At 40.7% G+C, this 12445-nt stretch carries 13 protein-coding genes; 6 read left to right on the top strand and 7 right to left on the bottom strand.

The genetic code is table 11. The annotated features are described in order from the left end of the window. The first annotated feature begins 263 nt into the window (after window positions 1-263). From argR to KO511_RS10595, 5 genes are all read left to right on the top strand, one after another. Window positions 264-734: a transcriptional regulator ArgR gene (gene argR / locus KO511_RS10615; RefSeq protein ID WP_215987410.1), complete on the top strand. Its 471-nt coding sequence runs from the start codon at window positions 264-266 to the stop codon at window positions 732-734. 334 nt (window positions 735-1068) lie between these two features. After that, on the top strand, window positions 1069-2037 hold the full coding sequence (locus KO511_RS10610) for a TAXI family TRAP transporter solute-binding subunit (protein WP_215987409.1): 969 nt from the start codon (window positions 1069-1071) through the stop codon (window positions 2035-2037). A 201-nt stretch (window positions 2038-2238) separates the two neighbouring features. After that, window positions 2239-4827: a TRAP transporter permease gene (locus KO511_RS10605; protein WP_215987408.1), complete on the top strand. Its 2589-nt coding sequence runs from the start codon at window positions 2239-2241 to the stop codon at window positions 4825-4827. An 86-nt stretch (window positions 4828-4913) separates the two neighbouring features. After that, the gene (locus tag KO511_RS10600; protein WP_215987407.1) at window positions 4914-5351 is read left to right on the top strand and encodes a universal stress protein; all 438 of its coding nucleotides are present in this window, start codon (window positions 4914-4916) and stop codon (window positions 5349-5351) included. Window positions 5352-5495: 144 nt separating this feature from the next. Beyond that, entirely contained in the window at window positions 5496-5888 is a 393-nt protein-coding gene (locus KO511_RS10595; RefSeq protein ID WP_215987406.1) for a DUF2061 domain-containing protein, read from the top strand. A 2-nt stretch (window positions 5889-5890) separates the two neighbouring features. Here the strand turns inward: KO511_RS10595 and KO511_RS10590 are convergent, their stop codons facing one another. Then, window positions 5891-6691: a glycosyl hydrolase 2 galactose-binding domain-containing protein gene (locus tag KO511_RS10590; RefSeq protein WP_215987405.1), complete on the bottom strand. Its 801-nt coding sequence runs from the start codon at window positions 6689-6691 to the stop codon at window positions 5891-5893. A 145-nt stretch (window positions 6692-6836) separates the two neighbouring features. Next, on the bottom strand, window positions 6837-7247 hold the full coding sequence (gene rraB, locus KO511_RS10585) for a ribonuclease E inhibitor RraB (protein ID WP_215987404.1): 411 nt from the start codon (window positions 7245-7247) through the stop codon (window positions 6837-6839). A 564-nt stretch (window positions 7248-7811) separates the two neighbouring features. On the opposite strand from rraB, the gene arcA reads away from it, so the two are divergent. Then, window positions 7812-9032 carry an arginine deiminase gene (gene arcA, locus KO511_RS10580; protein ID WP_215987403.1) on the top strand — a complete coding sequence of 407 codons (1221 nt, stop codon included), beginning with the start codon at window positions 7812-7814 and terminating at the stop codon, window positions 9030-9032. A gap of 68 nt (window positions 9033-9100) precedes the next feature. On the opposite strand, the gene KO511_RS10575 is transcribed toward arcA, so the two are convergent. From KO511_RS10575 to mlaC, 5 genes are all read right to left on the bottom strand, one after another. Then, entirely contained in the window at window positions 9101-9841 is a 741-nt protein-coding gene (locus KO511_RS10575) for a 1-acylglycerol-3-phosphate O-acyltransferase (RefSeq protein WP_215987402.1), read from the bottom strand. A 113-nt stretch (window positions 9842-9954) separates the two neighbouring features. Beyond that, a complete protein-coding gene (gene murA, locus KO511_RS10570; protein ID WP_215987443.1) occupies window positions 9955-11220 on the bottom strand; it encodes a UDP-N-acetylglucosamine 1-carboxyvinyltransferase in 1266 nt (421 codons plus the stop codon). Window positions 11221-11229: 9 nt separating this feature from the next. Then, window positions 11230-11484, bottom strand: a complete 255-nt coding sequence (ibaG, locus tag KO511_RS10565) for a BolA family iron metabolism protein IbaG (protein ID WP_215987401.1) — start codon at window positions 11482-11484, stop codon at window positions 11230-11232. Window positions 11485-11497: 13 nt separating this feature from the next. Then, a complete protein-coding gene (locus KO511_RS10560) occupies window positions 11498-11806 on the bottom strand; it encodes an STAS domain-containing protein (protein ID WP_215987400.1) in 309 nt (102 codons plus the stop codon). Then, window positions 11803-12444 (bottom strand): phospholipid-binding protein MlaC, encoded by a 642-nt coding sequence (gene mlaC / locus KO511_RS10555; RefSeq protein WP_215987399.1) that lies wholly within the window; start codon window positions 12442-12444, stop codon window positions 11803-11805. The genes KO511_RS10560 and mlaC overlap by 4 nt, the downstream gene beginning before the upstream one ends. Between the last annotated feature and the right edge of the window lies 1 nt (window position 12445).

The raw sequence follows: 12445 nt of genomic DNA, 5'->3' as shown, positions 1-12445 counted from the left end.
AACTATAGCAACCAAATACTGATTACAATCAATTAACCTCAGCTTTGCGACCTTGCGCAACTCAGTTATAACCTGCCTGGTACAAGCATTTATGGCTGATATATAAACCCAAATTAACAAGGTTTAACTCGGATAGAAATACAGAATAACTCTCAAGTTTACAGTGATACGTAAGACAGATTTCAGGTGTAATATTGGTGTCTTGTGAATATCTATGCGAGAATATGCAATTAATGATAATAATAACGACGGCTGGAAAAATCATGCGCCATTCAGAAAAACAAGATAATCTCGTCCGAGCTTTTAAAGCGCTTCTCAAAGAAGAACGTTTTGGTTCACAAGGTGATATAGTTGAAGCCCTTAAAAACGAAGGCTTTGAAAATATAAACCAATCCAAAGTTTCCCGAATGCTCACCAAGTTTGGGGCAGTTCGTACACGCAATGCGAAAATGGAAATGGTTTATTGTTTGCCTGCAGAGTTAGGCGTACCTACAGTATCTAGCTCGCTACGTGAGCTTGTTCTGGATATTGACCATAATATAGCACTGGTCGTCATTCACACTGGACCAGGTGCTGCTCAACTTATTGCTCGCCTTCTCGATTCACTAGGTAAATCTGAAGGAATTCTTGGCGTCGTCGCTGGCGACGATACTATCTTTATCACCCCCACACTAAACATCACTACCGAGCAACTATTTAGATCTGTTTGCGAATTATTCGAATACTCAGGCTAAAAGTAGTTATAACATATACCTATGAGTCGCAACGGCATATCACTGACGTGACTCCTATCACATCTTTAAAGATTCAGTTTTCAATCCATGAAATCGTTTAAATTACTGATTTAAATAGATAAAAAATAAAAATAAAAACCGAATTCATTGAGTGACAAAAATGTAAATACATCATAATTTTTAACAATTGTATAAATGTATACAAGTTTTTTGGTATTATTCAGCCACTTTTTCAACATACGGATTGAAAAAGATGCCGTTTTCGTGACTCGGAAACTTCTACGGTAAATTAATTCTACCGTAGGACAAATAATGTATAAAAGAAGGGAAATTCATGGCATTTAACACATTAGTTAAAGTTGGTGCAATTGCAGCGACAGTAATAGGTGCTGGCGCAGTTAACGCGCAAGAGTTTATTACTATTGGTACTGGTTCTGTAACAGGGGTTTATTATCCAACAGGTGGTGCCATTTGTAAGCTAGTTAACAAAGGTCGTAAAGAGCACAACATCCGCTGTTCTGTAGAATCTACTGGCGGCTCAATTTACAATGTCAATACAATCCGAGCAAGTGAACTTGACTTTGGTATTGTTCAATCTGATTGGCAGTACCACGGATACAATGGAACAAGCAAGTTCTCTGAACAAGGTCCATACAAGAAATTACGTGCAATGTTCTCTTTACACACTGAACCTTTTAACATCATCGCACGTTCAGACTCTAAAATTGAAAATATCTCCGATTTAAAAGGCAAACGTGTCAATATAGGCAACCCTGGTTCTGGTGACCGAGCTACTATGGCCGTAGTGATGGAAGCAATGGGTTGGACCAAAGATAGCTTTAAGCTTGCTTCTGAATTGAAAGGCTCTGAACGTTCACAAGCTCTGTGTGACAACAAAATTGATGCGTTCGTTTACGTTGTCGGGCATCCAAATGGATCAATCAAAGAGGCTACTACTTCTTGTGATGCAAAACTTATTTCTGTAACAGGCTCTAAGATAGACAAAATTGTTACTGATAATCCATATTATGCCTTTAGCTCAGTACCTGCTGGCATGTATCGCGGAACAGATCAAGATGTAGACAGCTTTGGCGTTGCAGCAACTATGGTGACCACTTCAGACGTATCTGATGATGTTGCATATAATGTTGCAAAATCAGTGTTTGAAAACTTTGATACGTTCAAGCGTTTACATCCCGCTTTTGCAAACCTAAAAAAAGAGGAGATGGTTAAAGCTGGTCTGTCAATTCCTCTTCATCCAGGTGCTGTAAAATACTACAAAGAAGTTGGCCTACTGAAGTAACAACTTTATGTACCTGAGAAAACTAGTGTTTGGGCAATGACTTTTTTATTCATTGACACTTAGATCATAAAGAGGAGTTTCATTATGTTTGAAGCTCCTCTTTATTATTATCTATCCCAGCATTAGTTATTACACTTAAAAAATACTCAATAAAAACCTAATCATCATAAAAAGACAGGCTATATAATAAGGATTAAGTTCATGTCGAAGACCACTTCTCCGGCTAAAGATGTGCAAGAAATGGTAGCTCAGGCTGACACTGGAGCACGATATCCTGAAGGAATTTCGGCGCGCATTCTATGGTTGACACCTTTATGTTGGTCATTATTCCAACTCTGGTACGCATCTCCGCTACCCTTCATCTTTAACTTTGGTGTACTCAATGACACTGAAGCACGCTCAATACATTTGATGTTCGCGATATTCTTAGCCTTCACTGCCTATCCAGCGATGAAGAGCTCCCCTCGGAACAGAATTCCTGCTATAGACTGGCTTCTGGCTTTAACCAGCAGTTTCTCTGCTGGATATATCTATATTTTTTATACTCAACTTGCTGAACGTTCTGGGGCTCCAACGTCATTGGACATTGTTGTCGCTGTGATTGGAATGGTTTTACTACTTGAAGCGACTCGCCGAGCTCTTGGGCCTCCTCTTATGGTCGTTGCAGCAGTCTTTTTGTTTTATACCTTTGGCGGACCTTATATGCCAGACGTTATTGCACATAAAGGGGCAAGTCTAAATAAGGCTATGTCTCATTTGTGGCTAACGACCGAAGGGGTATTTGGTGTAGCACTTGGTGTATCCTCATCATTTGTATTTCTATTCGTACTATTTGGCGCCATGTTAGAACGCGCAGGCGCAGGCGCCTATTTTATTAAAGTTGCTTTCTCTTTACTTGGACATATGAGAGGTGGGCCTGCAAAGGCTGCGGTTGTTGCTTCAGGTTTATCAGGCATAGTCTCAGGATCTTCGATAGCGAATGTCGTAACAACCGGTACATTCACCATCCCGCTAATGAAACGAGTAGGCTTTCCAGGAACAAAAGCAGGAGCTGTTGAAGTTGCCGCTTCTACTAACGGGCAGCTAACTCCTCCAATTATGGGAGCAGCTGCATTTCTTATGGTAGAGTATATTGGTATCTCCTACGTTGAAGTTATCAAAGCCGCTATTCTACCTGCATTGATCTCATATATTGCACTTATTTATATTGTCCACTTAGAAGCATGTAAAGCTGGAATGAAAGGTCTTCCGCGCCGACATACTCCAACTATCATTCAAAGTCTATTATCTTTTACCGGTACAATTTTGGGTCTATGCGTCATCAGCGCCGCCGTTTATTACGGGGTAGGATGGACTAAAGATGTATTTGGAGATGCAGCGACCCCAATCGTCATATTCGCATTGCTTCTCTCATACGTTATGCTAATTAGCGTCTCTGCAAGACACGCCAAGGACGGCAGTCTCGATATTGATGCAGAACTCACGGAAGTACCCGACCCTGTACCAACCATAAAATCAGGCCTCCACTACCTATTACCTATTGTCGTATTAGTTTGGTGCCTTACAGTAGAACGTTTCTCACCAGGCCTATCAGCATTTTGGGCAACTGTGTTTATGATCTTTATTATCATTACTCAGCGTCCTCTAATGTCATTTATATCGAAGCAAGGTAATGTTGTAACAGAAGCTAGCGCTGGCTTTAATGATTTGTTAGAGAGTCTGGTCTCAGGAGCTCGCAACATGATTGGTATCAGTGTGGCCACTGCTGCAGCTGGCATTGTCGTGGGCGTTGTTACGCTAACAGGTATTGGCTTAGTCATGACCGATTTTGTCGAGTTCATCTCTGGTGGCAATATCATTCTGATGTTACTTTTCACGGCAGTAATAAGCTTAATCCTTGGTATGGGGCTACCCACTACTGCAAACTACATCGTCGTATCAACCCTCATGGCACCAGTTATCGTCACATTAGGAGCTCAAAGTGGATTAATCATTCCACTTATTGCTGTACACCTATTTGTATTTTATTTCGGTATATTAGCGGATGATACGCCGCCAGTTGGGCTCGCGGCCTTTGCCGCCGCAGCCATCGCAAAATCTGATCCAATCAAGACAGGTATCCAAGGGTTCACTTACGATATCCGTACCGCCATTTTACCATTTATGTTCATTTTCAATACTCAGCTACTTCTAATTGGTATTGATACATGGTGGCACTTGCTATTAACCATAATGTCATCTATTGCGGCCATGCTTGTCTTCTCCGCAGCAACCCAAGGCTGGTGGTTTACTAAGAATAAATGGTGGGAAACTCTATTATTGCTACTACTCACTTTCACTTTCTTCCGTCCAGGTTATTGGTGGGACCAAGTTTATCCATCTAAGGAGATTCATCCTGGTACTGACATCGAGACAATTGCTAAAAATCTTCCTGTCGGACAAGATCTCGAACTTTCGGTCGCAGGAGAAAACCTTGAAGGTAACTTCATTACAAAGACAGTACGTCTCCCTTTTGATGAGCAAGCGAAATCAGCAGATGATCGCATAAGCTCTATGGGGCTAGTATTAAAACAAGTCAATGATCGAGTCTTAATAGATATGGTTGAATTTGGCAGCCCAGCGGAAGCCGCAGGAATAGACTTTGACTGGGAAGTTCGTTCTGTCATCACAGCAGCAGATCGCCCTATGAAAGAGTGGGTATTTATCCCGGCTCTGCTGCTACTTATCGGTTTGGGATTAAACCAAAAACGACGAGTACGAAATGAAGATCTTAACCTAAAAACAAGTTAAACATATCTCACTTCATCATCATAAGTGAGACTTACTTACTACCGGGCAAACCAGCGGTTTGCTCGGTTTATATGAGAGAGCTCCCCATGTACAAACATGTTCTTGTCCCTGTCGATTTAAACGATGGTGGTTTTTCAGATAAAGCGCTCGAAGTTGCGCTTTGGCATGCAGAACATTCTCAAGCCGAACTTCATCTGCTTAATGTATTACCAGGCATTCATATGTCTATGGTCGCAACCTATTTCCCCAAAGATGCTGCTGCAAAAATGAAACAAGATGTTGAAAAACAGCTTCATTTATTTGCACAAAAACATATACCCGCGCACATTTCATATCAAACACATGTAATTGAAGGTAAACCATATACTTCCATCTTAGACTGCGCTAAAAAAGTTCGCGCCGAGTTGATAGTGATGCCAAGTCATAAGCGCTCTCAGTTAGATAAAGTGATGTTAGGTTCAGTAGCCAGTAAAGTTGTTGAAAATTCACCAATTAACGTACTCGTGGTTAAACCACAGGGCTAATTATATTGTAAAGCATGATATCTGGCACACTATTGGCGCCTTTTTAATAGTTAATAACAATTGATTAAATAGTTTTAATCAGGTTTAACTAATACGAATAATTATCAATAATGATCCTATCGAAACCAATGACTGGATCATTTCATGAAAAAGACATTAACTTTTGCCTCAATTCATTTCACTGTCGCCTTTAGTGTCGCGTATATACTCACTGGTGATATAATTGTCGGTAGTCTGATTGCTATGATAGAACCCATGGTTAACACCGTTGCATTCTATTTCCACGAACGGGTATGGCAAGTCGTTCCTTATTTGAAAAAGCGTGGAAATGCAACAGGGTTAAAAACCTCTAGTTTTGCTGTGGTTCATTTCAGCGTCGCATTTAGTGTTGTTTATCTTCTATCAGGTAGCTGGTTAGTCGGTGGGTTAATGGCTGCTATCGAACCAAGTATTAATACTCTTGCTTATTATTTCCATGAACGCGTATGGCAGCACAGACAAAACCTTTTAGGTTCTGAACAAACCGTACAAGTTTAAATTTAGATAGGAAAATGAGTAACACATAGATCCTCACTAAGTCCAATTGAAAGCTTTTTCGTCTGACCATCCAGTGTCACTTCCAGAGGGTAAAAATCGTTTGGATCTGGATTATGGGCGTTAAAGTAAATTGGGGCTTCAACCTGAAATAGCGCACTCACATGGTTATTTCGCACATCGATTGGCAGCTGGTACGTCATGCCATTAAATTTAACCAAGGCCGATTGTAGACCTGGTGAGTAGGTTTTGTAATGTAAATCGACCATGAACTCACAGCCGCCGCCATGGTGCCAGATCTGTTCTGTCACTATATGCTCAAGACGTACATTACGGATAAACTGCAGATATGGTTCTTTCCAGATCCCAACCCTTGAATCAAATTTTTGATGTGCTTTCTCACCAAGCGAACAAATATCCAGTTCATCCTCTTCGAATAACAGATCATCATCTTCTTTAATCAACAAGATCTCAAACCGATTAACACCAAGTTGTATGTGAGGCCGAATATCTTTTTTATACTCAACTTGAGAACCATCGCAGTCAAACAGGGCAATACCATTTAGCCGAATTTCTGCATGATAATCTATACCCCCGATCACCAGATCAATCGATGAGTAGGTCATCATGGTTTCATCCACCTCAAGATCATACATCAAATGCCATTCCTGCTCTGCAATTTGTTCTTCAGAAAGAAAACTGGGCAGCTTCTCGCTGAGCGGCGCCGGAAAGCGTATATCATCTTGGAGAATAGAGAGGTCCGTCAGTGGTGAAAGTAGCCATAAACCGGCAAGTGATAATTGCATGTGCGACTAAAACTCATCTTACTTTGACAGAAAAGCAGACTCGATTATAAGAAAGTTGTGTATTTGAAAATACTTGTGAACTCACAATATTACATAAAGAAAAACCAGTACTTACACTGGTTTATCCAGAGCCTATTTAGAAGAATTAGTCCTCATCGTCTTCATCAGGATATATTGCATCATCGCCTTCATAGTAGGTTCCCCATCCATCATAAATAATGTCATATTTTTCAGCTAGGTGAATCAACTTTTCTACTTGGCTATCAATTGCTTCTGCATTGAGTGCCGACTCCATAGTCGCATCACAACAAAGCAGCTTATTGCCATCTTCATCTTCAGTTTCTTCAGCTTCTAATACCTCAAAACCCATTTTGAAGGCTTCAACAACCGCTTTTTCTAAGGTCTCAAAACTTTCGGCGAATAGATGATGTTCAATGTCATACAATGCATCTGGTTCGCTTCCATCCTCAAGTAAAGCTTGAATGATATCGCGAGTTTCCTCCTTTTGAATCTCAATTAATTCTTCAACTGATAGATATTCGTCTTCATGAGACATAAGTCGGCTCCAGATAGTGACAATATTGATCTTAAATTTATGCACAGGAATATCGCATGGATCCAGCCAAATTACTACCCGCAATAACAATGTACTAACGACTAGATTGGTGATAAAAACCAAGATCTGAACAGAAAAGGCTCGTAAAAAGGCAAAATTAACATTTTTTTATCATCACAGATATTCAGAATTATCTGCCACCACGCACTAATCACTATAATCCCCTTCACTGCGTTTTTATTTTTTAATAGTGCATATGTCCATTATCACCCTAAGTGAATATAAATGTAGCTTACAGACAATTGTCACTCAAACCTTGAATAGCTATGCTTAAATCATTTTTAATTTGTCAGCCATCACACTAAAGAATAACGAATAGTGACGCACTATAACGGCTCATACCAAAATCATCTCAATTAGGTAAATAATCCATAAAAGTTAAGATAATGAGCATTAAAAACCTAAAAATAACACAAATCCAGTTATTGACTCCGATAAATACACTTGCATCTTTATAACAAGCTTGTCATAAATAGATAATGAAAACTATTGTAAGGATGCAAAATGAGTAAGTTGTACGTAGGTTCAGAAGTGGGCCAGTTGAGGCGTGTGATGTTAGCTCGTCCAGAACGGGCATTAACCCATCTTACACCTTCAAACTGCCATGAACTACTGTTTGACGATGTTCTTGCCGTAGAAGCCGCGGGAGAAGAGCATGATCAGTTTGCAAAAACTCTTACTAATCAGGGAGTTGAGGTTTTACTTCTCCACGATTTATTAGTAGAGACCTTATCAGTTAAAGATGCAAAAGAATGGCTGCTTGATACTCAGATTTCTGATTTTCGTTATGGCCCTACTTTTGCTAGAGATCTTCGCCATTACCTCTCTGACATGGATAATGAACATCTAGCAACAGTGTTACTAGGAGGTTTGGCATATTCAGAGTTGCCAATCCATTCATCATCAATGCTACCTAAAATGCATCGTCCGTTGGATTTTGTAATTGAGCCGCTGCCTAATCACCTATTCACGCGTGATACCTCATGTTGGATTTATGGGGGGGTTTCCCTAAACCCTATGATGAAACCAGCAAGACAACGTGAAACCAATCATTTAAGAGCCATATATCGCTGGCACCCTGTATTCGCAGGACAGGATTTTATTAAATATTTTGGTGATGAAGATCTACACTATGATAATGCCAATATAGAAGGTGGCGATGTACTTGTCATCGGTAAAGGCGCTGTACTGGTAGGTATGTCTGAGCGAACATCACCACAAGGAGTTGAGAACTTAGCAGCCAATTTATTTCGTAATGGCCAAGCGAAACAAGTCATTGCTATTGATCTGCCTAAGCATCGATCTTGTATGCACTTAGATACGGTTATGACGCACATAGATATTGATACCTTCTCTGTATATCCTGAAATCATGCGTAAAGATCTGGACACTTGGAAACTCACTCCAAAGAATAATAATGAAATGACCGTAGAGCAGGTCCCTAGCTATACCCATGCTATTGAGCAAGCATTATCTGTCGATTATCTTAAGATCATTACAACAGGTGGTGATAACTACGAAGCAGAACGTGAGCAATGGAATGATGCTAACAATGTTTTGACGGTTAAACCCGGTGTAGTTATTGGTTATGAGCGTAACGTGTACACTAATGAGAAGTACGACAAAGCTGGCATTAAAGTGTTAACCATTCCCGGTAACGAGCTTGGTCGCGGACGAGGTGGTGCTCGTTGCATGAGTTGCCCTATTGAGCGAGATAACATCTAGACTCACTGAGCTCACATAAAAGGGGGTAAGCATAAGCTTCCCCCCTTTTTTATTCGAAACGTATACCATCAGGTTTTTACACCTGCTTTTTGATTAAGAGTGACAACTTCTTCATCTAGCGCTTGTAACTTGTCTTTCATCTGCTGATGGCATAGATTCGCATATTCTCGGATGTTTCCTTTATTAAACTCATCTGAGCTTATAGGAGGTAACATCTCAACAATGACATGGCCATTGTTCCAACGATTTAGTTTAAGGCCATATGTTGAACTACACACAATAGGAATTACAGGGACCTTAGCACCAACAGCTGCATGAAACGCGCCGGTTTTGAACGACAATAAACCCCGCCCACGAGATCGAGTACCTTCAGGAAACATCCATACAGAGACTTCACTCATATTCATATTATCAACGACTTGATCTATTGTACTTTTCGCTTTTGAACGGTTTGCTCTGTCAATCAGTATATTTCCAGTCAACCAGTACAACTGCCCAAACAGAGGCATCCAAGCTAAGCTTTTCTTCCCTACAGTTACCACCTTAGGCGTCACCGCTGAAGAAACCGTAAACAAATCCCAATTATTTTGATGGTTAGCGATATAAACATGCCGCCCTCTTTGATACGCCTCAGTAGGAATTCTCAACTCTAATGTAATACCGAAGACCCGAGACATCTTGCTAAATAGACGCCCAAAAGTAAAAACATGTTTAGGATTTCTTGGGCTAAGTAAACAGTAGCCACACCCAAATACAAACATAAAAATGGCAAAAATCGCGGTGGCTAATACACGTAATAGAGCAATCATTAGTTGTTCTCCAACAACAAAATAGTCAGTAATATTTGCCCATGACTCTAACTGATCTTATCTTCATAAAAAAGCCGAAACTCCTGTTTCGGCTTAGCTATACGAACTTTTAATTAGTATGAGTCGCTAAAGCGTTCTATGTTGGCGCCAAGGAGAGATAGCTTATCTTCTATCTTATCGTAACCACGATCGATATGATAAATACGATCAACAATCGTTTCACCTTGGGCAATACAACCGGCAATGACTAAACTCGCTGAAGCGCGTAAGTCTGTAGCCATTACTTGGGCACCACTTAACTCTGCAACATCACCACAAATGACAGTATTTCCCTCAATTTCAGCCTTAGCACCCATTCGCATCAATTCAGGTACATGCATGAAACGGTTTTCAAAGATAGTTTCTGTGATCACTCCACCACCTTGAGCCATCATATTCAGCAGAGTAAATTGTGCCTGCATATCAGTTGGAAAGCCAGGATGTGGCGCTGTACGAACTGTAACAGCATTTAATTCACGCTCACGCATATCAACAGATATCCAATCGTCTCCCGTTTCAACTTGAGCTCCTGCTTCTTCAAGCTTTGCAAGTACCGCTTCAAGTAAATGCGCCTTGGTATTACGACACACTACTTTACCACCAGATACAGCGGCTGCCACAAGAAATGTGCCCGTTTCTATCCTATCAGAGACAACAGCATGCTGACCACCGCCAAGGGATTCAACACCTTCAATAGTAATAGTGTCTGTGCCTGAACCAGAAATTTTTGCCCCAAGTTTATTGAGGAATTCTGCAGTATCGACAATTTCAGGTTCACGCGCTGCGTTGTCAAGGATAGTGGTCCCTTCTGCTAACGTCGCTGCGCACATAATTGTAATCGTAGCGCCAACACTGACTTTATCCATTACAATATGGGCACCTTTCAATCTACCGTCAACGCTTGCCTTAACATATCCATCTTCCAATACAATGGTGGCTCCCAGCTGTTCAAGGCCATGAATATGAAGATCAACCGGTCTAGCACCAATAGCACACCCTCCTGGTAAAGAGACTTGCCCCTGACCAAAGCGTGCAACCAAAGGTCCCAAAGCCCAAATCGACGCGCGCATCGTTTTAACAAGATCATAAGGTGCACAAAACTCATTGATATTGCTAGGATCAACATGCACAGAACCATTACGCTCGACCTTAGCACCCAAACGCTTTAGCAGCGCCATTGTAGTGTCAATATCACGTAAGTGAGGAACGTTTGCTACCTCAACTGGCTCTTGAGCCAAAATGGAAGCGAATAAAATCGGCAATGCAGCATTTTTTGCACCTGATATTGTCACTTCACCACTCAGTGGTTGCTTGGATCCTAATACTCGAAACTTATCCATCATTGACCCTTATAGTGACATCAACTTCTTATCACGAGCCCATTCCTCAGGGGAATAGGCTTTGATAGAAAGGGCGTGGATATCATTTCTTTGGATATATTCCATTAGCGGAGCATAAATTAATTGCTGTTTTTTTACACGACTCATTCCATCGAAACACGCATCAACAGCAACCACTTCATAGTGGCTGCCTTCTCCCTTCACGTGAAGTTCTTCCAAATTAAGTGCTTGCTCTAAAATTTGCTGTACTTTGGCACTATCCACCACTTACCCCTGTTTAATTCTTTATATGCCCGTCTATACACTCTTCGACATTACTCAACTGAAATAAAGTTAGCAGTTGTTTAGGCACGAAACTAAGCATTATATGACAGTTTTTTATTTTTGCATGTTCTATTAGATGAATTAACATCACCATGCCAGCAGAGTCCACTCGCTCTACTTTCTCTAAGCTCACCTCAATAGCCGAATGACTGGGGCTCCATTGAGACAACGCCCCCCAGAACTCAGGCACTGACTCTCTATCTAAAACCCCTAATACCTGATACTCACCATCAGATATTCTTAGCCACTGACCTGAACTCATTTTTCTTTACTCTCAAAGCGAATAGGTCGAGCCGCCAAATCTTCAAGATCTTTCGCAACCACTAAAATACCGTCTTGACGTAATTGGCTACTCCATTCTGACTGCTTACTCGAAAGTAAACTTATACCTTCAGCAATAATATCAAATGCTTGCCATTCACCGGTCTTTTTATCTTTTCTCAATTTAAATTCAAGTTTAATATTTGGCCTAGGAGAATCAATAATGTCAACTTTAACACCAGTAATCGTCTTGCTTGGGTCTATTTTAGATTCTGGGCCAAATTTAATTTCCTGATTAGTATATTGGGTTAAAACCTGAGCATAAGAGCTAACTAGGTAGGCACGAAAAGAAACAATAAACTTGCCTACATCTTCTCTTTTTGCCCCTTTCAAATTTGGCCCTAATAATTTTAATGCAGCGTATTTTTCATTGACATAGGGCATCAGCTCTTCTTCAACGATCACTTTTAGATATTCAGGATTATTATGAACTTTATCCTGCTCTAATTTCAATCGATTGAAAGCCTGCTGAGAGACTTGTTTCATCATCTGATAGGGCTGAGTTTTATCGATTTCAGCCGCAGAAGCTGTCAGCGCCATAGCAAAAACAGCCACAGCTATTACTAACTTCTTAAACATT

The organism is Vibrio hepatarius (genome assembly GCF_018860525.1).
Lineage (GTDB): Bacteria > Pseudomonadota > Gammaproteobacteria > Enterobacterales > Vibrionaceae > Vibrio > Vibrio hepatarius_B.
The sequence above is the reverse complement of the archived record's forward strand: the minus strand, read 5'-3'. Positions and strand labels throughout refer to the sequence as shown.